This window comes from Pseudomonas sp. P9_2, assembly GCF_034008255.1.
GTDB classification, from domain to species: domain Bacteria; phylum Pseudomonadota; class Gammaproteobacteria; order Pseudomonadales; family Pseudomonadaceae; genus Aquipseudomonas; species Aquipseudomonas synxantha_A.
The window spans coordinates 779021-801666 of the sequence record NZ_CP125376.1 but is presented as its reverse complement, the minus strand read 5'-3'; the positions used below and the strand labels follow the sequence as shown (position 1 = coordinate 801666).

Here is a 22646-nt window from a genome sequence, read left to right as displayed (position 1 = left end):
TGGCGTATGGAACCTATCGTGCTGTTCAAGCAGGGCATGTTGCTGGTGGTTGTACTGTCTGCACCGCCGCTGATCGTGGCGGTGGTGGTGGGGGTGCTGACCTCTTTGGTACAAGCGCTGATGCAGATCCAGGACCAGACATTACCCTTTGGTATCAAACTAGTGGCGGTGGGTATCACCCTGATCCTCACGGGCCGCTGGATTGGCGTGGAGTTGATCCAGCTGATCAACCTGACGTTTGAAATGATCGGCCGTTCGGCCCTGAACTAAGGCGTTGCCTGTGCTGCTTTATCTTGAGTATCTCCCCAGCCTGTTGATCGGCATGGCGCGTATCTACCCCTGTGGCATCCTGGTGGCGGCGTTTTGTTTTCAACATGTGCGCGGCCTGCCCCGGCACACCATCGTGATGGTCATGGCGTTGTTGCCCGCTCCGGGTATTCATGCTGCTTTGGCGGGGCAGGACTATTCAGCATTGATGCTCGGTGCGCTGATGCTCAAGGAGGTAGCGTTGGGGTTGCTGCTGGGGGTGTTGTTGGCGATGCCGTTCTGGATGTTCGAGTCGGTGGGAGCGCTGCTGGACAACCAGCGTGGAGCCTTGGCCGGTGGCCAACTCAACCCGTCACTGGGGCCGGACGCGACGCCGATCGGGCACATGTTCAAGCAACTGGCGATTTACTTGCTGATGGCCATCCTGGGGTTGGGCGCACTCACCCAGGTGATCTGGGACAGTTACCTGATCTGGCCACCCACCGTGTGGTTTCCGCTTCCAGCAGCTAATGCCATGAGCGTATTTGTCGGGCTGCTCAGTGACACATTCATGCACATGATGCTTTATGCCGCGCCCTTTATTGCCGTGTTGTTGCTGTTGGAGTTCGGTATCGCGTTGCTGGGGGTCTACAGCCAGCAATTGCAAGTGAGTACCTTGGCGCCGCCGGTCAAATGCCTGGCGGGAATCGGTATTTTGTTGCTGTACTTCGCGCTGTTACAGGATCTTATTGTCGGGCGTATGAGCCAGCTGGGTGACCTTAAGCACTACCTGGGGCTTTTGTTCAAGGTCTCGGCGCCGTGAGTGATTCGGGTGAAAAAAAGCACCCGGCGTCCGCCAAGAAACTGCGTGACCAACGTAAGAAAGGTCAGGTCGCGCAAAGCCAGGATGTGAGCAAGCTGCTGGCGCTGACGGCTATCAGTGAGGTCGCCTTGTTCACTGCCGAAACCAGCTTGCAGCGCTTTCAGCAACTGCTGGTGTTGCCGATTTCACGCTTGGGCCAGCCGTTTGCGCGGGTGCTGGAAGAAGTGCTGGTGGAGGGCCTGGTGATGTTTTTTTCGTTCTCTCTGTTGATGGCCGGGCTTGCGATTGCCGCGAAGCTGATTGCCAGTTGGATGCAGTTCGGCCTGCTGTTCGCGCCGGACACGCTGAAGATGGATTTCAATCGCCTCAACCCTATCAGCCAGATCAAGCAGATGTTCTCTGCCCAGTCGTTAATGAATCTGCTGATGAGCATCGCCAAGGCGTTCTTGCTGGGCCTGATTGTGTACGTGGTGGTCTGGCCCGCGTTGGGGGCGTTGATCAACCTTGCCAACAGCGACCTGCAGAGTTATCTGCTGGCGCTGATCGCGTTGTTCCGTCACCTGCTGCATGCCTGCCTGGGGCTGTTGCTGGTGTTGGCGCTGATCGATCTGACTTTGCAAAAGCACTTCTTCGCCAAGCGTATGCGCATGACACAGGTTGAGGTCGTCAAAGAATACAAGGACATGGAGGGCGACCCCCATGTGAAAGGCCAGCGCCGCCAGTTGGCGCATGAATTGGCGCAAGAGGAGCCGAAGGTCAAGCTGCCCAAGCTGGAAGAAGCCGACATGTTGGTGGTCAACCCTACGCACTTTGCAGTCGCGCTGTACTACCGCCCAGGCGAGACACCTTTGCCCCTGCTGATCAGCAAGGGCACGGACGACGAAGCGCGAAAACTGATCGCGCGCGCAAAGGTCGCCGAGGTCCCGGTGATTCAATGTGTGTGGCTGGCCCGCACGATCCATACCAAGCAGCTGGGTGCAAGCATTCCCCGCGAGACCTTGCAGGCCGTAGCGTTGATCTACCGCACCTTGCGCGAGCTGGATGACGAAGCCAAGCGCGAAACGCTGGAACTGCCTGAGCTTGATCAGCGCTGATCAGCGACTGGAGCCTGGGTCCAGTGCGCTGAGATTGGCCAGTGAGAGCATCCTGCTGAGGAGCCTGCCCGGATTGCAGTGAGAGGCGGGCAGTGCGTGCCAGATCACCAAGGCACCCTGGGTATCGAGATAGATAAAACAGCCATCAAACACGTGCGGCTGCTCAAAGCGGCGCTGCAATACGCGTTGTAATTGCCCGGCCTGCAACGCTTCGCGAGCGACATGCAAGGCCAGCCCAGGGCGATTACCCGCGTTGAGCGCGCGCACCTCGATGCCGCAAGTGAGAACCTGGTGAGTGGCAGCGCCGCTCACCAGGTTCTCCAGAAATACCTGGCGTGGTTCGTCGGGTATTTCCTTGATGCTCATCGTTCCAGCGATATCGTCTGGTAATCCGCTCGCTCCCCGGAAGGGCCGGGCTCGACGCGCATGTGAGATGGCCACCAGATCACCATCTTTTGTGCGGTCGATTGCGGGCGTGAGCAGGAGTCGCCTTGGCACGTGGGGGTGCATGCGCTGACAAGCAGCGCCGCACCGATCAGAGTGACGCACAACAATTGATGTTTCATGGGCGGACCTTTTGAGAGGGCGTAATCAAGGTGGGGCGCGGTACGCTGAGATGTTCATCCTTCACCACCGGACGCATGGCAATAAATACCTCGGCTTCCTCTCCCGGTTTCAACCAGGCGTGTGGCCACACGGTGACGGCAAGCGTTTGCGAGTTGCTGCATTCTTTTTCATCGATGCGCACATTGCGGTTGAACTGGTTGCGTAGTACTACGACTGCAACGTTGTACTCAGGGCCTGCATACCATTGGCTGCGCTCGGTACTCAGTGCGAGCAGGTCGCGGGTACTGCACAGCGTGTTCAACCCCAGGGGCATTGGCGCCAACTTGAAGGCCTTGGGCACTTGCCCAGTCGCCAGGTGCGCCAGGGTGCTGATCACGTCGCTACGCTTGATCACCGGCTGGTGAGGGGCGTTACGCCTGGCCAGCGGTGTCAGCGCCGCCTGCAGTTGGGCCTGATCTGCCTGGGGCAAATAGCGAGACGGATCGGCCTGGTCGCCGATGACGCGCGGCGTGATGATAAACAGGCGTTCACGCCGATTGTTCTGCCTTTCGCTGGAAGAGAACAGCGCTTTGCCCAGCAGCGGGATATCGCCCAGCAGCGGCACCTTGTTTTGCCTGTCGGTGCTTTCCGTGACGTGAAAGCCACCTACAACCATAGAGCGCTTTTCCGCCATGACGGCCTGGGTGCTGACGTTACCGCGGCGAACATCAAGGTCCCTGAGGCTACGGTTGGGGTTGGATTCGTCGAACGTGCCGTCCTCGATATCCACGACCAGATGTATCTGATGGCTTCCCCTGCTGGTGATGACGCGGGGCACGACCTGGACGCTGGTACCGACAGTGACTGGCAAGATGGTGGCGTTTTCACGTCCGGGCGTCAGGTATTGAGTGCGGTTGAAGTCGATCACCGCCGGCTGGTTTTCCAGGGTGAGCACGGACGGGTTGGAAACCATAGTCGCCAGCCCCTTGGCTTCCAGGGCGCGTATGTCGGCATAGAAACGTTCGCGATTCTCAAGCGACAACTGTTGGGATGACGAACCTGCACGGAACCGGCTGTTCTGAAACCCCCAGTTCACGCCGAACTCATCCAACTGCGTACGCTCGATATCCAGAATGATCGTGTCGATCTCCACCAGTTTGCGCGCCACATCGAGTTGAGCGATCAACTCGCGGTACATGGCCTGGCGCTCTGGCAGGTCATAGATCAGGACTGCGTTATTGCGAATGTCGGCTTCGACGCGAATCCGGCTGCTGGGTATCGGTGCACGCGGGGGGAGTGTGGCGCCAATATCCAATGGCATGGTGTTGCTGTTTGTACCGAGTATCTGCCCCAGCATGGGGTTGCTCAAGCGGGCAACATTCGGCGCAATAGGCGCGGGCTGTGAGGAAGGGCGCTGGCTCAGCACCGAGGAGATCGGATTTGAACGGGGCTCCAGCAGCCCTTGCACAATGCTGGAAACACCGGCAATGGTCAGCTTCTGGCCGCGGTAATCCACTTGACGATCAGCGGCGTTGGCGAACTTCAGCGGGAAGCTCAGCACCGTCTGTTTTTCATCCACGGTGCGGCGTTGGCTGCTGAACTGCTTGATTTGTTCGATATAGCGCCGAGGTCCGGAGACCAGCACGACGCCATCCTCGGGCAACTCACCCCAGCCGAAGCGACTATCGAGCAGGCCAATATCAGTGAGCGCCTGCTTGAGGTCGGCAATGGTCTCAGAGGAAACCTCCAGGCGCGCGGACTCCTGCTGGTCCAGGGTGCTGATGTAGAGTGTGTTGTTGTACAGGTACCATTGGAAGCGATGTTCTACTCCCAGCCGGTCGAGCAAGGATTGTGGGGTATTGGCGCGTATCTTGCCGTTGACGGTGCCCTCCAGCAGGCCCTCGATTTGCAGTTGCGTACCGAAGGTTTGGGCGAAGTCGTCGAGCACGTCCCGAACTGGCTTATGCTCGGCTTCATAAGCGTAGGCGGTGTTCTTCCATTCGGCGGGGATCGCCGCTAACGCGCTTTGGGTTGAAACCAGCAGCCAGGAAAACAGGAATACATTCCGCCAATGGGCTCTTTTGAATGAAGCATCAGGCGAGTCAAGGCACAAGCGGCCGCCCTTATGGGTCTTGTTAGGCATAGACAGTTCTCTGATTAGTACGAGCGTGAACGTAGCGGGGTGGGTTTGAGGTTTTGGGCTGGACGAACAAGACGCGCAACGATGGCGCGCCACGTGTCGCGTTGGTTCAGCAGGGTCTCGAGGCAATCCAGTACGTGGGTTTCACCACGGTCGGTGCGCAGACGTTGAATCAGCCATAGCGCACCTGTGTCAGCTTTTTGAGCCAAGGCACCCTGGAAATGGTTCAAGCTGGCCGCACCCAGGCGCAGCCAGTCTTGCAAGGCTGAGTTATCTGTCACCGCTGAGGTCAGTTGAACACCCAATAAAACGGCGTCGCCCTGACGTCGCAAGGTGACTTCGTCGTCACCTTCAAATAGGGCGATTTTTTCCTCCCTGCCGCTCAACCAGTCGCCCACGAGCGCTTTCATTTACTGAAAACTTTCAATGGTTGTTTTGAGCATCTGATTGACCGTTTTACCGTGCTCACTATAAAGCGCAAAGGTAACCTCCCTGCGCGTTACTAAGTTGTGAAACAACTCGCTGTCTTCGGCCATCAGGCTTTCTTCAAAACCGGACTTGAACTCCTTGTATGTAGATGTTTTATTTCTGGCAATCGAGTGAGTCAGCTCTTTGAAAAAATCCATGGTTTCTCTCTGATAGCTATATTGAAGGGCGAATTTAAACAGTCAGTTCTAAGGGGTGAATATAAATAAAGTCTCTGTGCTCGTAGGATTAGATCTCGATCGAGTACTCTTTGCCCTGGTTGAAAAAAGTGTCGAGCATGGCATTCCAGCTGATACGGAAGTCCCCCTCATCTGTTTTCAATACGAGTGTTTGAGGATGAACCGTGTCGTCGGCGTTTAACTTCCAGAATCTGCTCTTGTGACGGGCAAGGCCCTGTCTTATCTCCTCAAGATCATGGGGATGACAGAGCAACGTCGCACTGACTTCCTGAACTTGGCTATCCAGCAATTGTTTCAACAGCGCTGCGAGCCGTTGCGGGGCAGTTGTTTCGTCGAGCAGGCAGCGAATGGCCTGGTTGGTGATGGCGGTCGCGTAGTGTTCAAGGTTGTCGCACATCGATTGACGGTCGCGTTCCCATTGCTTGAGCTGAGCGTCGGCGCGTTGCCAGATTTCCAGTGAGGCTTGTTCAAGCATGGCCTCGCATTTTTTTTCGGCCATACGTATCAATTCGTCGGCCTGGGCATTGGCGTGGCTCAAGAGATGGTTGGCCTGTTCCCAATTGGCTAGCTCTTCGCGCGGGATAAGGTTGGCGCGCGTGCCGGATGCGTCCTTGCGTAACTCAATAGTATGTCGGCATAACATCGCTGCTTTCCTCATCCTTGCGAGACAGGGGCATGTTGTCGCTCGCCATGCTTGCGACGCGCCAGACGACGGCCTGCCAGAGGGTGTTCAATCGGCTGCTCGCACTTTCGAGTGGGGCGTCTGCTGTTTCAGCCTCGCTCACACGTGTACGTGGGAAACGCAATCGAAGGCGCTGCCAGGTAGCGGGCTCAACCCAGCTATGAAGTAGTCGCAGCGGATCGGAATGTGGGGGCAGCATGGAAGGGTGCAGCGCCATGGAGAGGCGCATGCACCACTCATGATGATCTTCACTCAAGGGTGATGCTGCCTGGGGATTGAACGTGTGGTTAGCCAATGCGAGCGCCAGGTTGAGTTGGTCCGTGGAGGCCAGGGCCAACCGAAGCACAGTGGCATGTGGTGCAGCCGGCAAGCAGGCGACAAAACCCGTAAGGTCCTCTGGCGCTGACCGACCGCGATAAAAAAGCCTTTCAATCGCACGATACTTGTCGCCTTTCCAGTCTTCGTGGGCCTGCTTCCAGGGAAAAGCCCACCATTGAGCCCAGGCCAGTTGCTCACGCATCAGATGATCGGGTCTAGGTGCCATGCGTTGGCCCCGTTGAGTTTCCTGTAAGCGCTGGCTCCAGATGAGGACGTTTGCGCCGCGCTTGCAGGAAGATCATGGCTGCCACGGCCGAAGCCAGACCGAGCAGCAAGATCATGATGCTGGCTCGCCAGAATCCGAGATCGTCGCCGGGCACCAGGAAGGGGCCGAAATACACCAGGCGTTGTTGTTCCTGATAAGTGGAGGCTGGTACAAACACCACGGTGAGTTTTTGCGGGTTATCCACTGCGGTGGTCATCCCCGGGATACTGCTCGCCACCATTCTGCGGACCCGGGCGCGGATGTTGTCGGGGTCCAGGCGTGGATCATGCTTGATGAATACGGAAGCGGATGCGGGCTGGACCGGTTCTCCCGGCGCTATGCGTTCAGGCAATACCACATGCACACGTGCGACGATGACGCCGTCGATCTTGGATAACGTGGTTTCAAGCTCTTGAGACAAGGCATAGATGTAGCGGGCACGCTCTTCCAGGGGGGTGGAAATTACCCCTTCCTTGCGAAAGGTATCCCCCATAGTGGTCCGGGCGAGCCGGGGAAGGCCGGCGGCTTCCAAGGTACGTACGGCGCGCCCGATGTCGCTTGTATTAACCGTTACGACGACCCCGTCTTTGGCCGGTACCTTTTGCGCGCGAATATGTTTATCAGCCAATTCGGCTACAACCTCATTGGCTTCTTGTTCGGACAGTTGGCGATGCAGTTCTACCCGGTCACCACATCCGCTCAATATAAAAGTCATACTCAAAACTAAAGCGACAAGCAGAGAGTTATTCATGCTCAAGACTGCATGTTGCTGATCTTGTCAATGCACTGCGTTGTCTTGGCAAGACATTTCACCATCAGCTGTGTTGTCAGTTGTGCGTTATGTAACTCGCGTGGGTAATTTCCGATGGCCTCAACATCGATTCCTTTTTTGGTGGAGCGGATTATTTTTGCGAAGCCATCTCTTGAGTTGCTGAGGTGCTTTGATGCCTCTGTCAAAAGGAGTGAGACTTCAGGCTTGGCGGAAATTGTGCTTATGGGATGGGAGCCTTCGAACAGTGACGTGAAAAAACTGACGTCCGTACCGCCTGCCGATTGTTCCGGTGGCGTACGGTCGTGTTCGGTATTGCTGCTTTTCTGTGAAAAGCGGTCGTTTACTATTTGCATGGAGTGTCTACTCATTCAGGGTGGACAGCGGCTCTAGAGCACTAAAATGCTCTGTCGGGCTGGTTGGATGATTACCTTTCGGGCTGGAAAGCCTGAAAGGTAATCGATCACCTCGTAATTATTGACCTGAGCCCGACCGGATCAATGCTTGAATATTTTTTACTTCAGCACTCTTCCAGCCATTTTTTATTGCATCAGCCTTCATTTTCTCGAAGATAGCTTCGGCTGAGCCCTCGGTCGCGCCTCCAGCTCCAAGCATATTCCCTGAAGATGTCTGCGTTACAGAGCTCGAACCAATTCCTGCACCAATATTCATATAAAAATCCTACTATGGTTTTTTTGGGTCTTTATCTTTCCATCGGTCAAATCACGGCAACGTCTACGTGTTACAGAGATTTGCTCCTGGCAACGACTGTGTGGCCCGTATAAGTAATGCGTTCCAGATGTTTCCATGTGGCGATGTTACTAAATGTTTTCTCGGACGGTTGTTTGATTGGATCTCTGGCAATACAGGATTTTTATGGCCTGCTTGTTAGCTGTAAGAGCAACAATTGAGCTTATGCCAGTGATATATTCAATTGTTTCATCCTGTAATACAGCGTGCGCTTAGCGACCCCCAACTCAATTGCTACGGTATCTACACAGTGGTGGTGGCGGTACATGGATTCTTCGATCAATGCTTTTTCAATCTGTTGAAGGCGTGTCTTCAGGTCCGTCTGCGGCGGTTGCTGTCTGCATACGGGAGTTGAGAGCGGCGGGAGGCCCAAGACGAACCGTTTCGCCGTCGAACGTAGTTCGCGCACATTACCCAGCCAGGAGTGACAGAGCAGTTGATGCAGCAGGCTGTCAGGAGCCGATGGGGCACTGCATTTGAACTGCTCCGCTTCTTCCTGAACCATTTCCAGAAACAACGGAATGATGCGTTCGCGCCGATCTCGCAGGGCGGGGAGCTCGATGTTGACCACATTCAAACGAAAGTAGAGGTCACGCCTGAAGGCGCCTTGTTCGACCATGATTTGTAGCGACTGCTGGGCTGATGCGATGACGCGCATGTCCACGGAGATCAACCGAGTCGAGCCCAGGCGTTCCACCCCACGGCACTCCAGCACGCGCAGGAGCTTGGCTTGCAGGTTCAGGGGCATGCTGTCGATCTCATCCAGGTACAAGGTACCCAAGTGGGCAGCTTCGACGAATCCAGCCCTTGATTGTATTGCCCCGGTATAAGCCCCGCTGTTGACACCGAACAACTGGCTTTCCGCGAGGCTTTCTGGAATGGCCGCACAGTTCACGGCAACAAAATTACCGCGTCGCCCCGATAAACGATGAATCCGCTGTGCAAGAGTGTCTTTTCCGGTGCCGGTTTCTCCCAGCAACAGAATGTCAACGTTGAGCGCGGCAGTGTTGTTAAGCGTGGTTTCAATTTCCGGACCTTCGATGAGTGAAACGTCTGTTTTATTATCCTTCTGGACGTAGGTCGACATGAATTGATACTCCCTGTTCGCTATTACTTCACTGTTGCAAATACGGTGTGCAAGCGCCATTTCAGTAGAACGTAGATTATAAAAGTTGTCACTCGGTGTAGAGAGGTTTAAGCGGAGGAGTGATGTAGGAAAATGATGGTAAGTTAACGTTTGTTGGTTGCAGGAATAAGTGCGGAGTTAATCGGTCGATTGGTAAGTAGGAATATTCTGAGAGTCTGTTTTTTTTGGATATAAGTCTTTTATCATAAGCGCTCGCCCACAAAAAAGCCGATGCAATGCATCGGCTTTTTCTGGTCCCGCAGTCAATACCGCGGATGGTACTTACACGTTAAAACGGAAGTGCATTACATCGCCATCCTTGACGACGTATTCCTTGCCTTCCAGGCGCCATTTACCGGCTTCCTTGGTACCGGCTTCACCCTTGTACTGAATGAAGTCGTTGTAGGCGATCACTTCGGCGCGGATGAAGCCCTTTTCGAAGTCGGTGTGGATCACGCCGGCAGCTTGTGGCGCGGTAGCGCCAACCTTGACGGTCCAGGCGCGAACTTCTTCGACACCGGCGGTGAAGTAGGTCTGCAGGTTGAGCATCTCGTAGCCGGCGCGGATCACACGGTTCAGGCCAGGCTCTTCAAGGCCCAGGGCCTCAAGAAACATATCTTTTTCTTCGCCGTCATCGAGCTCGGCGATTTCAGCTTCGATCTTGTTGCATACCGGAACAACAATGGCGCCTTCTTCCTCGGCAATGGCCTTGACCACGTCGAGCAGCGGGTTGTTCTCGAAGCCGTCTTCGGCGACGTTGGCGATGTACATCACAGGCTTGGTGGTCAGCAGGTGGAAGCCCTTGATCACAGCCTTCTCATCGGTGCCCATGCTCTTCATCAGGCTGCGTGCCGGCTTGCCTTCGGTGAAGTGAGCGATCAACTGCTCCAGCAGGCCTTTCTGGACCACTGCGTCCTTGTCTCCGCCTTTGGCGTTACGCGCGACTTTCTGCAGTTGCTTTTCGCAGCTGTCGAGGTCGGCGAAGATCAGTTCCAGGTCAATGATTTCGATGTCGCGCTTGGGGTCGACGCTGTTGGAAACGTGGATCACGTTCTCGTCTTCAAAGCAGCGGACCACATGGGCAATGGCATCGGTTTCACGGATGTTGGCCAAGAACTTGTTGCCCAGGCCTTCACCTTTGGATGCGCCAGCGACCAGACCCGCGATGTCGACGAATTCCATGGTGGTCGGCAGGATGCGCTTGGGGTTGACGATCGCCGCCAGTGCCTCCAGACGTGGGTCCGGCATCGGCACGATGCCGCTGTTGGGTTCGATGGTGCAGAAGGGGAAGTTCTCCGCCGCAATACCGGACTTGGTCAGGGCGTTGAACAGGGTGGATTTGCCGACGTTGGGCAGGCCGACGATGCCGCAATTGAATCCCATGGTGTTTCCCCTCGGGTAAAAGTCAGGCCTTCTGGCTGTGCAGGTTTTTCATCGCGCGGTTCCATTCACCGGCGAAGATATCCGGCAGCACGCCGAGGGCAAAATCGATGCTGGCATCGAGTTTTTCCTGTTCGGCGCGTGGCGCACGACCCAGGACGAAATTTGAAACCATACTGGCAACGCCTGGGTGGCCAATGCCGAGCCGCAGACGGTAAAAGGTATTCTGATTGCCCAGCTGCGCGATGATGTCGCGCAGGCCATTGTGCCCGCCGTGTCCGCCGCCTTGCTTGAGCTTGGCAACGCCGGGTGGCAGGTCCAGTTCGTCATGGGCCACCAGGATTTCTTCGGGTTTGATCCGGAAGAAGCCCGCGAGCGCCGCGACAGCCTGGCCGCTGCGGTTCATGTAGGTGGTGGGAATCAGTAGACGAATATCCTGACCCTGGTGCGAAAAGCGCCCGGTCAGGCCGAAATATTTGCGATCGGCCACAAGGTTGATGCCTTGGGCGTGGGCGATGCGCTCAACAAAAAGGGCCCCCGCGTTATGCCGGGTCTGTTCGTATTCGGCGCCTGGATTTCCCAGGCCAACGATCAGTTTAATGGCAGTCACGACAGGGGCCCTTCCTTTGGAGTTGTGGATAACATCGCTACACCAGCGTGCGGCGAAAGTGGACGACAGGAGCTCACTTATCCAGAGATAAACTTCGCGTTGTTGCCCGCTTTCTCGCTACGTTTCGGTCCGCGATGTTCCCTCAAGCTCCTTCGTTGCAGAGTGTATTACTCGGCAGCGGTTTCGCCGGCTTCATCTTCTGCTACAACACGTGGCGCGTGGACGTTGGCAACAGCCTTGTCGTCGTTGTGAGCCAGTGCAACGAACTCAACGCCTTTAGGGGCCTTGAGGTCGGACAGGTGGATGATGGTGCCGATTTCAGCAGCCGACAGGTCGACTTCGATGAACTCAGGCAGGTCTTTCGGCAGGCAGCTTACTTCCAGCTCGGTAGTGGTGTGAGAAACAACGCCACCTTTCTTGACTGGAGCTTCTTCGCCAACAAAGTGCACAGGTACGATAGCGGTCAGTTTCTGACCGGCTACAACGCGTACGAAGTCAGCGTGCAGTACGTGGCCCTTGGAAGGGTGGCGCTGCAGGGCCTTGATGATAACGTTCTGCTTTTTGCCGCCAACGTTCAGTTCGATAACGTGGCTGTAGGCAGCGTCGTTTTCGAGCAGTTTGGCAACTTCTTTGGCCAGCATGCTGATGGATTCAGGGGCTTTGTCGCCACCGTAAACTACAGCTGGAACCAGGCTTGCGAGACGACGCAGGCGGCGGCTCGCACCTTTCCCCAGGTCGGAACGCACTTCAGCATTCAGAGTAAAATCGTTCATGTTGTATCTCCAAAATAACCACATTCGCCCCAGCGTTTGCGACCAGCGCTAAAGGCGATATGGGCAAAAAAGCCCCGCCCCAACAGTATGTTGGGGCGGGGCGCTTTTCGTCAGTGAGGTGCTCCGAAGGTTTGACCCTTAACGGAACATCGCGCTGATCGATTCTTCATTGCTGATGCGGCGAACCGCTTCGGCAACTACCGGTGCGATATCCAGTTGACGGATACGCGAACAGGCTTGAGCAGCAGCGGACAACGGGATGGTGTTAGTCACCACCAGTTCGTCCAGCATGGAGTTCTCGATGTTCTCGATCGCTCGGCCCGACAGCACAGGGTGTGTGCAGTAGGCGAAGACTTTTGCAGCACCGTGCTCTTTCAGGGCTTTCGCCGCGTGGCACAGGGTGCCGGCGGTGTCGACCATGTCATCAACCAGAATACAGGTACGCCCTTCGACATCACCGATGATATGCATCACTTCAGAGTGATTGGCTTTTTCACGGCGTTTATCGATGATCCCGAGGTCCACGCCCAGGGATTTGGCAACGGCCCGTGCACGCACGACGCCACCAATGTCCGGGGACACGATCATCAGGTTTTCAAAGCGCTGGTCTTCGATGTCATCCACCAGAACGGGGGAGCCGTAGATGTTATCTACCGGAATATCGAAGAACCCCTGGATTTGGTCAGCGTGCAGGTCAACCGTGAGAACACGGTCGATGCCTACCACGGTCAGCATGTCAGCAACGACTTTCGCGCTGATAGCCACACGTGCGGAACGCGGACGGCGATCCTGACGGGCATAACCAAAGTAAGGGATTACAGCTGTGATTCGAGTCGCTGAGGAGCGGCGGAAGGCATCAGCCATCACGACGAGTTCCATCAGGTTATCGTTGGTCGGAGCGCAGGTCGGCTGAATAATGAAGACGTCTTTACCGCGGACATTTTCATTGATCTCGGCTGTAATTTCGCCGTCGGAGAACTTACCGACAGAGATGTCACCGAGAGGGATATGCAGCTGACGTACGACACGTCGAGCCAGATCGGGGTTGGCATTCCCCGTAAAGACCATCATCTTGGACACGCGCAGTACCTAGAGGCTGAGGGTAACCTGGATGAGTATTAGAAAATGGCAGGGGCGGCTGGATTCGAACCAACGCATGGCAGGATCAAAACCTGCTGCCTTACCGCTTGGCGACGCCCCTGTATCTGTTGCAACGAGTGCCTAACACTCGATTCCTTTAGAGCAGACTTTGCAGCTTGCGATGCAACATCGAAACGTTGCTTCCCTTTGCTACAAACCCTGTAAGGGTCTCTGTAAGAAGGGCCGAGACTTTATCAGCTTCAGCTTTGCTTGGGAAGCCCCCAAACACACAACTTCCAGTTCCGGTTAATTTTGCTTCGGTAAATTTACCTAACAAATTCAAAGCGTTACGTACCTCTGGATAACGCCTTGCTACAACCGGTAAGCAGTCATTTCGACTGTTTCCCTTGGGAACGGGGCGCACTTTAATGGGAGAAGAGTTACGTGTCAACAACGGATCTGAAAAAATTTCTGCTGTACTTACAGATACTTGCGGCACAAGCACGACATACCAGGGTTCTTCGGGCTCTACAGGGGTAAGTTTCTCCCCTACGCCCTCAGCAAACGCGGCGTGCCCACGCACGAAAACCGGGACGTCCGCGCCCAGCGCCAGGCCCAGCGCAGCCAGGCGATCGTGGTCCCAGCCCAGTTGCCACAAGTGGTTCAGCCCCAGCAACGTCGTTGCAGCATTCGAACTCCCGCCCCCGATGCCACCGCCCATGGGCAGGATTTTGTCGATCCAGATATCTATCCCGAGCCGGCAGCCGGATTGTTGCTGAAGTTTTTTCGCCGCCTTCACGATCAGATTGCTGTCGTGGGGCACGCCTTCGAATTCGGTGTGCAGCTGGATCACGCCATCGTCGCGTACGGCGAAGGTCAGCTCATCGCCATAGTCGAGGAACTGAAAGAGGGTCTGCAGCTCGTGATAGCCATCTTCACGGCGACCAAGAATATGCAGCATCAGATTGAGTTTCGCAGGCGAGGGCAGGGTCAGGCGTTCTGTCACGTTATTGCCCCAACTTGCGCGGTTGCCAGTCCTTGATCACCAACGTGACATCAAGGTCGGTGCCGTGCAGCTTGATGCGCTCGGGCAGCCAATAGCCGTTCTGTTGCACGTAGCTCAGGTACTCCACCTGCCAGCCGTCCTGCTCCAGGGAGGCAAGGCGACTGTCGCCATTGAGGCTCAGGCGACTTTTGCTCTCGGGCGCTGGAAGACCGCGCACCCACCAGACCAAATGCGAGACAGGCAGCTTCCAGCCGATCTGCTGCTCCAGCAGTTCCTCCGGGGAGGTCGCTTCATAGCGGCCCTGGTTGGCCACTTCCAGGCTCACTTGCCCCGGCCGGCCCGTCAGGCGAGCCGCCCCCCGGCCCAGCGGGCCCGAGAGGCGAATGTCGTAATAATCCTGGCGTTGCAGCCAGAACAGGGTGCCGCTGCCGGAATCTTTCGGCGCGCGAACCCCGACCTTGCCCTCGATCTGCCAGCCGTCGATGCTGCTGAGCTGATCCTTGTGTTGTTGCCATTGCGCCGGGTTGCCCTGGCCTTCAACGGATTCACGGGTGCCTACGCCCGCGCAACCGGCGAGCAGGGCGATAAAACTGAAGACGATAATGTGGCGAAAGAACATAAGCTTAAAGGGTCTCGGATCCGGTCAGGCGCTTGATGGTGCCGCGCAGGATTGGGCTTTCGGGTTGTTCCTTGAGGAATTTTTCCCAGATTTGTCGTGCTTCGCGTTGCTCGCCCTTGGCCCAGAGCACTTCGCCCAGGTGTGCGGCAACTTCTTGATCGGGAAAGCGCTCCAGTGCCTGGCGCAGCAAGCGCTCGGCCTCGTCGAGGTTGCCCAGGCGGTAATTCACCCAGCCCAGGCTGTCGAGTACGGCCGGGTCTTCAGGGTTGAGCGCATGGGCCTGTTCGATCAGTACCTTGGCTTCGGCGTAACGCGTGGTGCGGTCGGACAAGGTGTAACCCAGGGCGTTGAGTGCCATGGCGTTATCCGGGTCGCGCTTGATGATCAGGCGCAGGTCCTTTTCCAGTTGGGCCAGGTCATTGCGCTTTTCAGCCTGCATGGCGCGGGTGTACAGCAGGTTCAAATCGTCGGGATATTGCAACAACGCCTGTTGCAGCAGCTTCCAGGCGCGTTCGCCCTGCTTGTTGGCCGATAAGGTCTCGGCCTGGATCAAGTACAGCTGGATGGCGTAGTCCGGCTCGGCATCGCGGGCCGCGGCCAGGCGTTTTTCCGCTTCGTCGGTACGGCCATTGCTCATCAGGATGTCGGCCTGGCGCAACTGGGCGGGCAGGTAGTCATTGCCGGGGCCGACCTGGGCGTACTCGAGCAGGGCGGCCTGCGGGTCGTTGCGTTCTTCAGCAATGCGGCCCAGGTTCAGGTGCGCCGAGTCGACATGGCTGTCACGTTCAATCAACTGTTCCAGGTAGCCCTTGGCCTCATCCCAGGCTTTGGCTTCCAGGCACACCAGGGCCAGCGAATAGCGCAGTTCGTCGTCGTCGGGGTATTGCTGGACCAGGTTGGCGAACTGCACTTTGGCGTCTTCCATGCGGTCCTGCTCAACCAGCATTCGCGCATAAGTCAGGCGCAGGCGCTTGTCGTCCGGGTATTTCTTGATGCTTTTTTCCAGCAGAGGAATCGCTTCCTTGCCGCGGTTGAGGTTCTGCAGCAGGCGTGCTCGCAGCAGAATTGGCGCGATCTCGCCGTCTTCCGGCGGGTTTTGCTCAAGCAATTTGAGTGCGGCGTCGGCTTCGTCATCCTGTTGCAACAGCAAGGCTTTGCCGAAAATCAGCTGGCTGTTCTTCGGATGCTTTTGCAGCAGGCGGTCGAAGCTCTTCATCAGGCCATTGCGGGTGTCCTGATCGGTGTCGGCGGCCGACAGCGCCAGGAAATCGAAATGCGTGTCGCCCTTGCCCTGCAGGACTTTCTCCATATAGACCATAGAGTCGTCATAGCGGCCCGCGCGCGCCAGTTGCACGGCGGCGGCGCGCTGGGCTTCCAGATCGTCGGGGGCATTTTTTGCCCAGATCAGCGACGTATCCAGCGCAGCCTGGTCGGCGCCCAGGTATTCGGCGATGCGAAACGCACGCTCGGAAATGCCCGGATCCTGGGTGTTGATGGCCTGGGTCACGTAATTATCCAGCGCAATATCGAAACGATTACGCTGGCCGGCCAGTTCCGCGGTCAGCAGGCTGTAGATCGTTTCTTCACTGAACGAGGAATAAACCTTGGGCTTTTCAGGGGCGGGGGAGGTGTCTTCTACCGGCGGCGTAGCCTCCGGCGACACGGGTGCCATGGCCTGGCAGCCGCTGAGAAAGACAAAAGCAAGGAGCAACGCGGAAGATCTATTCATATAGGAAGAGGACGACTAACCTGCGGTCGGATCATCATGACACAAGCCTTCGGCCAAACATAACCGAGTCTCAGTGGAGGCCTTTATAGGCATAACGCATTAGGACAATAGACGACGGTGGTTGTTCTGGATCTTTCGAAGTAGGACAATTGTCGGCTTCCCGACATCATCAGCGATATTGAATGGCCTTCCTCGCACTCGGTATTAACCACAAGACTGCCTCCGTAGACGTGCGCGAGCGCGTGGCGTTTACGCCAGAGCAGTTGGTTGAGGCCTTGCAGCAGCTCTGCCGGCTCACCGACAGCCGCGAAGCTGCGATCCTTTCGACCTGCAATCGCAGCGAGCTCTATATAGAGCAGGAACATCTTTGCGCGGATGTGGTACTGCGCTGGCTGGCCGATTATCACCATTTGAGCCTCGATGACCTGCGCGCCAGTGCCTATGTGCATGAAGAGGATGCGGCAGTTCGTCACATGATGCGTGTGGCGGCCGGTCTCGACTCGCTGGTGTTGGGCGAACCGCAAATTCTTGGCCAGATGAAGTCTGCCTATGCTGTAGCGCGTGAGGCCGGCACGGTCGGTCCGCTGCTGGGGCGCCTGTTCCAGGCCACCTTCAATTCGGCCAAGCAGGTGCGTACCGACACGGCTATCGGCGAAAACCCGGTGTCGGTGGCCTTTGCCGCTGTCAGCCTGGCCAAGCAGATTTTCAGCGATTTGCAGCGCAGCCAGGCGCTGCTGATCGGTGCCGGTGAAACCATTACCCTGGTAGCCCGGCACCTGCACGATTTAGGCGTGAAGCGCATCGTTGTCGCCAACCGCACGCTCGAACGGGCGAGTATCCTCGCTGAACAGTTCGGTGCTCATGCCGTGCTGTTGTCAGACATTCCGGCTGAACTGGTGCGCAGTGATATCGTTATCAGCTCCACCGCCAGTCAGTTGCCGATCCTCGGCAAAGGTGCGGTCGAGAGCGCGTTGAAACTGCGCAAGCACAAGCCGATCTTCATGGTGGATATCGCCGTTCCCCGGGATATCGAACCCGAAGTCGGCGAGTTGGACGACGTTTACCTCTATAGCGTCGACGATTTGCATGAAGTGGTCGCCGAGAACCTCAAGAGCCGCCAGGGGGCCGCCCAGGCCGCCGAGGAGATGGTCAGCACCGGTGCTGAAGATTTCATGGTGCGCCTGCGTGAATTGGCGGCGGTGGATGTGCTCAAGGCGTATCGTCAGCAGGGCGAACGCCTGCGTGATGAAGAGTTGCTCAAGGCCCAGCGTCTGCTCGCCAACGGCAGCAGCGCCGAAGAGGTGCTGATGCAATTGGCCCGTGGCCTGACCAACAAACTGCTCCATGCACCCAGCGTTCAGTTGAAAAAGCTTACCGCCGAAGGCCGCCTCGATGCGCTGGCCATGGCTCAGGAACTCTTTGCCCTCGGTGAGGGCGCGTCAGACAGCTCTTCGGATAAAAAACCGCAATGAAAGCGTCACTGCTCAATAAACTGGACGTGCTCCAGGACCGTTTCGAAGAACTGACCGCTTTGCTCGGCGACGGCGAGGTCATTTCTGATCAGGCCAAGTTTCGCGCTTATTCCAAGGAGTACGCCGAAGTTGAGCCGATTGTAGCCACCTACAAACATCTCACCAAAGTGCAGGCTGACCTCGAAGGCGCCCAGGCGCTGCTCAAGGACAATGACCCGGACATGCGTGAAATGGCCGTGGAAGAAGTCCGCGAGGCCAAGGAAAAACTCGCCGAACTGGAAGGCGACCTGCAACGCATGCTGCTGCCCAAGGACCCCAACGACGGGCGCAACGTGTTCCTCGAAATCCGCGCCGGTACCGGTGGCGACGAGGCGGCGATTTTCTCCGGCGACCTGTTCCGCATGTATTCGCGCTACGCCGAACGACGCGGCTGGCGGGTCGAGATCCTGTCCGAGAACGAAGGTGAACACGGTGGCTATAAAGAAGTCATTGCTCGGGTCGAAGGTGACAACGTCTACGGCAAGCTGAAGTTCGAATCCGGCGCCCACCGTGTGCAGCGTGTCCCTGCGACTGAGTCCCAGGGCCGTATCCATACCTCGGCGTGCACCGTGGCGGTGTTGCCTGAGCCGGACGAGCAGGAAGCCATCGAGATCAACCCCGCGGACTTGCGTGTCGACACCTACCGCTCGTCGGGCGCCGGTGGCCAGCACGTCAACAAGACCGACTCGGCGATTCGGATTACCCACTTGCCGTCGGGCATCGTGGTGGAATGCCAGGAAGAACGTTCCCAGCACAAGAACCGGGCGCGGGCCATGTCCTGGCTGTCGGCCAAATTGAACGACCAGCAAACCAGCGCCGCCGCCAACGCGATTGCCAGCGAGCGTAAGCTGCTGGTGGGCTCGGGCGATCGCTCGGAGCGCATCCGAACATACAACTTTGCCCAAGGCCGGGTAACCGACCATCGTGTCAATCTCACCCTTTATTCCCTGGATGAGATTCTCGCCGGTGGCGTGGATGCGGTAATCGAGCCGTTGCTCGCCGAATATCAGGCGGATCAACTAGCCGCGATAGGTGAATAAATGACCATCATAGCCAGCCTGCTACGTGCGGCCGACCTGCCCGATTCGCCCACCGCGCGCCTGGATGTGGAACTGCTGCTGGCCGCCGCCCTGGGCAAGTCCCGCAGCTACCTGCACACCTGGCCGGAAAAGATCGTCAGCAGCGAAGACGCCCTGACCTTTGCCGACTACCTGCAGCGCCGCCGCAGCGGCGAGCCGGTGGCCTATATCCTCGGCCAGCAAGGCTTCTGGAAGCTGGATCTGGAGGTCGCACCGCACACGCTGATCCCGCGTCCGGAAACCGAATTGCTGGTGGAAGCCGCTCTGGAACTGCTGCCTGCTACCCCGGCCAATGTCCTGGACCTGGGCACCGGCAGTGGCGCCATTGCCTTGGCGTTAGCCAGCGAGCGCCCGGCCTGGCAGGTCACCGCCGTTGATCGCGTGCTCGAAGCGGTGGCCCTGGCCGAGCGCAACCGCCAGCGCCTGCACCTCAATAACGCCACGGTGCTCAACAGCCATTGGTTCAGCGCCCTGCAAGGCGATCGCTTCGACTTGATCATCAGTAACCCGCCCTACATTGCTGACAACGATCCGCACCTGGTGGCGGGGGATGTACGGTTTGAGCCGGCGAGCGCCCTGGTGGCCGGGCCTGATGGCCTGGACGATTTGCGCCTGATCATCGATCAATCACCGGCCCATCTGAATGCTGGCGGCTGGCTGTTGCTTGAGCACGGCTACGACCAGGCCTTGGCTGTGCGTGACTTGTTGTTGAACCAGGGTTTTGAAGGCGTACACAGTCGTATCGATCTTGGCGGTCACGAACGCATCACCCTGGGGCACCGACCGTGCTGACCGATCAGGAGCTGTTGCGCTATAGCCGGCAGATTCTGTTGCAGCATGTCGACATCGACGGCCAGTTGCGCCTGAAACAGAGCCGCGCGTTGATCGTCGGCCTCGGTGGCCTGGGCGCTCCGGTTGCGCTCTACCTCGCCGCTGCCGGTGTAGGTGAGCTGCACCTGGCGGATTTTGACACGGTCGATTTGACCAACCTGCAACGCCAGATCATCCATGACACCCACAGCGTTGGGCAGACCAAGGTCGATTCGGCCATGCGTCGCCTGAGCGCGATCAACCCTGAAATCACCCTGACCCCCCATCGGGTGGCGCTGGATGCTGACTCGCTGGTCTCTGCAATCGGCGCAGTGGATGTGGTGCTCGATTGCAGCGACAACTTCTCTACCCGCGAAGCGGTGAATGCGGCCTGCGTCGTGGCGGGCAAGCCATTGATCAGTGGCGCGGCCATTCGCCTTGAGGGGCAATTGTCGGTGTTCGACCCGCGTCGCGCCGACAGCCCGTGCTATCACTGTTTATACGGGCACGGCAGCGACACCGAACTGACCTGCAGCGAAGCCGGTGTGGTCGGGCCGTTGGTGGGGCTGGTCGGTAGCCTGCAAGCGCTGGAAGCCTTGAAGCTGCTGGCTGGTTTCGGTGAGCCGCTGGTGGGTCGCCTGTTGCTGATCGACGCCTTGACCACGCGTTTTCGCGAATTGCGCGTCAAGCGCGACCCGGGTTGCAGTGTGTGTGGAACCCGGCATGGTTAAGGGCGCGCCCATCGGTGTGTTCGACTCCGGCGTCGGCGGCCTGACGGTGCTGGAAGAAATCCAGCAGTTATTGCCCCATGAATCGCTGCTGTACGTGGCCGACTGCGGGCATATCCCCTATGGCGAGAAGACTCCGGCGTTCATCCTTGAGCGTTCTCGAACCGTCGCCGAATTTTTCCGCGAGCGCGGCGCCAAGGCATTTGTGATCGCGTGTAACACCGCAACGGTCGCCGCCGTTGCCGATTTGCGTCAGGACTACCCAGATTGGCCCTTGGTCGGCATGGAGCCTGCGGTCAAGCCCGCTGCTGCCGCTACCCGCAGCGGCGTGGTGGGTGTGCTCGCCACCACCGGCACGCTGCAAAGCGCCAAATTCGCGGCCTTGCTCGACCGCTTCGCCACTGATGTACGAGTGGTGACCCAACCCTGTCCGGGCCTGGTGGAGCTGATTGAAGCCGGTGACCTGAACAGCCCGGCTTTGCACATACTGTTGCAGGGCTATATCGAGCCACTGCTCAGCGCCGGTTGCGACACCATCATCCTGGGTTGCACCCACTATCCCTTCCTCAAGCCGCTCCTGGCGCAGATGCTGCCCCCCAGCATTATCCTGATCGACACCGGCGCCGCGGTGGCGCGCCAGCTCAAGCGCTTGCTGGATGGGCGCGACCTGCTGGCAGTTGGCAATCCCGATACTGCACAGTTCTGGACCAGCGGCGATCTGACTCACCTAAGAAATATCCTACCGACACTTTGGAAACATCCCGGAGTTGTGCGAAGCTTTGGCTCGTGAAAATTTCGTGAAATGGTGCTGATAAAAGCTGAACTTCCGGCTCTACGTCAGCTTCTATAGCCAGTTAGCCTGTTTAAAACTCTATAACTTCGTTCGGAAGGATGTTTCTTATGAAGCGCTTGTTCTGTTTGGCTGCGATTGCGGCCGCTGTGTTGGGACACTCTGTTTCAGCCCAGGCCGCCGGCCTGGAGTTCGGGTTGGGGAGTACCAGTGATTCGACGTTGACCTATCGACTGGGCCTGACTTCGGATTGGGATAAAAGCTGGATGCAAAGCGATGTTGGCCGTCTGACCGGCTACTGGAGCGGCGCCTACACGTATTGGGAAGGTGATGACCGTGCAGGTGCCAGCAGCCTGTCGTTCTCGCCGGTGTTTGTGTATGAGTTTGCCGGCCAGTCAGTCAAGCCCTACATCGAAGCCGGTATCGGCGTGGCGGTGTTCTCCCGTACCCGGCTGGAAGACAACAACATCGGCCAAGCCTTTCAGTTCGAAGACCGCCTGGGTTTCGGCCTGCGGTTTACCGGTGGGCATGAAGTGGGCATTCGCGCCACGCACTATTCCAACGCCGGCATCAGCAGCAATAACGACGGGGTAGAGAGCTACTCGTTGCACTACACCATGCCGTTGTAATTCAACAACAACGAAGCCCCCCCTGTGGGAGCGGGCTTGCTCGCGAAATCGGTGTATCAGCTAGCACATGCATAGACTGACCCTCCGCCTTCGCGAGCTGCTCCCACATTTAGATCTTTGCTCATCGCAGGATCAGCGGTAGACCGTCGCGATGCCTTCCCGCTCTTCAAGACACTCCGGCGCTCCCATCTCGAACTCCCGGCAAATCAGCGGTCGAAGCGCATAGATCGTGCACATCATCGTGTCTCGATCCAGTGCCGCGCACCAGCCGTCGTCCAGGCGCAGCATCACTTCGCCGCCCCACTCATCGGTATCGATAAAGCGCTGCGGCACGCCGGTGTCGGTGATCAGCATGACTTCCAGCTGACAGCAGCAGGCCGCGCACGTCGAGCAGGTGACGGCCGGTTCAGTGATTTGGATATGGGGGATGTTGGTCATAGCCGCGCAGTGTAAGGCAAGTGCGTTAAACGTGTATGAA

At 57.6% G+C, this 22646-nt stretch carries 28 protein-coding genes and 1 tRNA gene; 9 read left to right on the top strand and 20 right to left on the bottom strand.

Annotated features, from left to right (window positions below; translation table 11 throughout):
- Positions 1–6 precede the first annotated feature (6 nt).
- From sctS to sctU, 3 genes are read left to right on the top strand one after another with little or no spacing between them, the layout of a single operon-like run.
- On the top strand, positions 7–270 hold the full coding sequence (gene sctS / locus QMK52_RS03545; protein WP_005784582.1) for a type III secretion system export apparatus subunit SctS: 264 nt from the start codon (positions 7–9) through the stop codon (positions 268–270).
- A 10-nt stretch (positions 271–280) separates the two neighbouring features.
- Complete coding sequence (gene sctT, locus QMK52_RS03540; RefSeq protein ID WP_005784584.1) at positions 281–1069, top strand: type III secretion system export apparatus subunit SctT; 789 nt, start codon at positions 281–283, stop codon at positions 1067–1069.
- Positions 1066–2163 carry a type III secretion system export apparatus subunit SctU gene (sctU, locus tag QMK52_RS03535; RefSeq protein ID WP_194440022.1) on the top strand — a complete coding sequence of 366 codons (1098 nt, stop codon included), beginning with the start codon at positions 1066–1068 and terminating at the stop codon, positions 2161–2163. Before sctT ends, sctU begins: the two co-directional genes overlap by 4 nt.
- Here sctU and QMK52_RS03530 read toward each other — a convergent pair whose 3' ends face one another.
- The 19 genes from QMK52_RS03530 to QMK52_RS03440 form a co-directional block, all read right to left on the bottom strand.
- A complete protein-coding gene (locus QMK52_RS03530) occupies positions 2164–2529 on the bottom strand; it encodes a hypothetical protein (protein ID WP_005784588.1) in 366 nt (121 codons plus the stop codon).
- Positions 2526–2729, bottom strand: coding sequence for an HrpT family type III secretion system protein (gene hrpT / locus QMK52_RS03525; RefSeq protein ID WP_005784590.1), 204 nt, complete (start codon positions 2727–2729; stop codon positions 2526–2528). Before hrpT ends, QMK52_RS03530 begins: the two co-directional genes overlap by 4 nt.
- Positions 2726–4852: a type III secretion system outer membrane ring subunit SctC gene (gene sctC / locus QMK52_RS03520; RefSeq protein ID WP_005784592.1), complete on the bottom strand. Its 2127-nt coding sequence runs from the start codon at positions 4850–4852 to the stop codon at positions 2726–2728. Before sctC ends, hrpT begins: the two co-directional genes overlap by 4 nt.
- A 14-nt stretch (positions 4853–4866) precedes the next feature.
- Entirely contained in the window at positions 4867–5259 is a 393-nt protein-coding gene (locus QMK52_RS03515) for a hypothetical protein (RefSeq protein ID WP_005784594.1), read from the bottom strand.
- Positions 5260–5475: a hypothetical protein gene (locus QMK52_RS03510; protein ID WP_005784596.1), complete on the bottom strand. Its 216-nt coding sequence runs from the start codon at positions 5473–5475 to the stop codon at positions 5260–5262.
- 88 nt (positions 5476–5563) lie between these two features.
- Positions 5564–6157, bottom strand: coding sequence for a type III secretion system stator protein SctL (gene sctL / locus QMK52_RS03505; protein WP_194440023.1), 594 nt, complete (start codon positions 6155–6157; stop codon positions 5564–5566).
- The gene (locus QMK52_RS03500) at positions 6135–6716 is read right to left on the bottom strand and encodes a type III secretion protein (protein WP_232289404.1); all 582 of its coding nucleotides are present in this window, start codon (positions 6714–6716) and stop codon (positions 6135–6137) included. Before QMK52_RS03500 ends, sctL begins: the two co-directional genes overlap by 23 nt.
- Before the next feature lie 13 nt (positions 6717–6729).
- Positions 6730–7530 (bottom strand): type III secretion system inner membrane ring lipoprotein SctJ, encoded by an 801-nt coding sequence (gene sctJ / locus QMK52_RS03495; protein ID WP_005784601.1) that lies wholly within the window; start codon positions 7528–7530, stop codon positions 6730–6732.
- Between the two features lie 2 nt (positions 7531–7532).
- Entirely contained in the window at positions 7533–7904 is a 372-nt protein-coding gene (locus QMK52_RS03490) for a hypothetical protein (RefSeq protein WP_032803245.1), read from the bottom strand.
- Between the two features lie 118 nt (positions 7905–8022).
- Entirely contained in the window at positions 8023–8220 is a 198-nt protein-coding gene (locus QMK52_RS03485) for a hypothetical protein (protein ID WP_005784604.1), read from the bottom strand.
- A 241-nt stretch (positions 8221–8461) separates the two neighbouring features.
- Positions 8462–9385, bottom strand: coding sequence for a sigma-54-dependent Fis family transcriptional regulator (locus QMK52_RS03480; protein ID WP_005784606.1), 924 nt, complete (start codon positions 9383–9385; stop codon positions 8462–8464).
- Positions 9386–9706: 321 nt separating this feature from the next.
- Positions 9707–10807 (bottom strand): redox-regulated ATPase YchF, encoded by a 1101-nt coding sequence (gene ychF / locus QMK52_RS03475; RefSeq protein WP_005784608.1) that lies wholly within the window; start codon positions 10805–10807, stop codon positions 9707–9709.
- 22 nt (positions 10808–10829) lie between these two features.
- Positions 10830–11414 carry an aminoacyl-tRNA hydrolase gene (pth, locus tag QMK52_RS03470; RefSeq protein WP_005784610.1) on the bottom strand — a complete coding sequence of 195 codons (585 nt, stop codon included), beginning with the start codon at positions 11412–11414 and terminating at the stop codon, positions 10830–10832.
- Positions 11415–11581: 167 nt separating this feature from the next.
- Positions 11582–12187 carry a 50S ribosomal protein L25/general stress protein Ctc gene (locus QMK52_RS03465; protein WP_005784612.1) on the bottom strand — a complete coding sequence of 202 codons (606 nt, stop codon included), beginning with the start codon at positions 12185–12187 and terminating at the stop codon, positions 11582–11584.
- A gap of 138 nt (positions 12188–12325) precedes the next feature.
- Positions 12326–13267, bottom strand: a complete 942-nt coding sequence (locus QMK52_RS03460; RefSeq protein WP_003208392.1) for a ribose-phosphate pyrophosphokinase — start codon at positions 13265–13267, stop codon at positions 12326–12328.
- Between the two features lie 46 nt (positions 13268–13313).
- A tRNA-Gln gene (locus QMK52_RS03455) sits at positions 13314–13388 on the bottom strand.
- Positions 13389–13424: 36 nt separating this feature from the next.
- Entirely contained in the window at positions 13425–14273 is an 849-nt protein-coding gene (gene ispE, locus QMK52_RS03450) for a 4-(cytidine 5'-diphospho)-2-C-methyl-D-erythritol kinase (protein WP_005784613.1), read from the bottom strand.
- Between the two features lies 1 nt (position 14274).
- A complete protein-coding gene (lolB, locus tag QMK52_RS03445; protein ID WP_005784614.1) occupies positions 14275–14892 on the bottom strand; it encodes a lipoprotein insertase outer membrane protein LolB in 618 nt (205 codons plus the stop codon).
- Positions 14893–14896: 4 nt separating this feature from the next.
- Positions 14897–16621, bottom strand: a complete 1725-nt coding sequence (locus QMK52_RS03440) for a tetratricopeptide repeat protein (protein WP_005784615.1) — start codon at positions 16619–16621, stop codon at positions 14897–14899.
- A gap of 182 nt (positions 16622–16803) precedes the next feature.
- Between QMK52_RS03440 and hemA the strand changes: the two genes are divergently transcribed.
- The 6 genes from hemA to QMK52_RS03410 all read left to right on the top strand — a co-directional run bounded on the left by hemA (position 16804) and on the right by QMK52_RS03410 (position 22168).
- Positions 16804–18093: a glutamyl-tRNA reductase gene (gene hemA / locus QMK52_RS03435; RefSeq protein WP_005784616.1), complete on the top strand. Its 1290-nt coding sequence runs from the start codon at positions 16804–16806 to the stop codon at positions 18091–18093.
- On the top strand, positions 18090–19172 hold the full coding sequence (prfA, locus tag QMK52_RS03430) for a peptide chain release factor 1 (protein WP_032878002.1): 1083 nt from the start codon (positions 18090–18092) through the stop codon (positions 19170–19172). The genes hemA and prfA overlap by 4 nt, the downstream gene beginning before the upstream one ends.
- Entirely contained in the window at positions 19173–20003 is an 831-nt protein-coding gene (gene prmC / locus QMK52_RS03425; protein WP_194440025.1) for a peptide chain release factor N(5)-glutamine methyltransferase, read from the top strand.
- Complete coding sequence (locus QMK52_RS03420; RefSeq protein ID WP_194440026.1) at positions 19997–20752, top strand: molybdopterin-synthase adenylyltransferase MoeB; 756 nt, start codon at positions 19997–19999, stop codon at positions 20750–20752. Before prmC ends, QMK52_RS03420 begins: the two co-directional genes overlap by 7 nt.
- Positions 20745–21539, top strand: a complete 795-nt coding sequence (gene murI, locus QMK52_RS03415) for a glutamate racemase (RefSeq protein WP_194440027.1) — start codon at positions 20745–20747, stop codon at positions 21537–21539. The genes QMK52_RS03420 and murI overlap by 8 nt, the downstream gene beginning before the upstream one ends.
- 110 nt (positions 21540–21649) lie before the next feature.
- Positions 21650–22168, top strand: coding sequence for an acyloxyacyl hydrolase (locus QMK52_RS03410; protein WP_005784623.1), 519 nt, complete (start codon positions 21650–21652; stop codon positions 22166–22168).
- Between the two features lie 132 nt (positions 22169–22300).
- Here the strand turns inward: QMK52_RS03410 and QMK52_RS03405 are convergent, their stop codons facing one another.
- On the bottom strand, positions 22301–22606 hold the full coding sequence (locus tag QMK52_RS03405) for a YkgJ family cysteine cluster protein (RefSeq protein WP_032803249.1): 306 nt from the start codon (positions 22604–22606) through the stop codon (positions 22301–22303).
- Between the last annotated feature and the right edge of the window lie 40 nt (positions 22607–22646).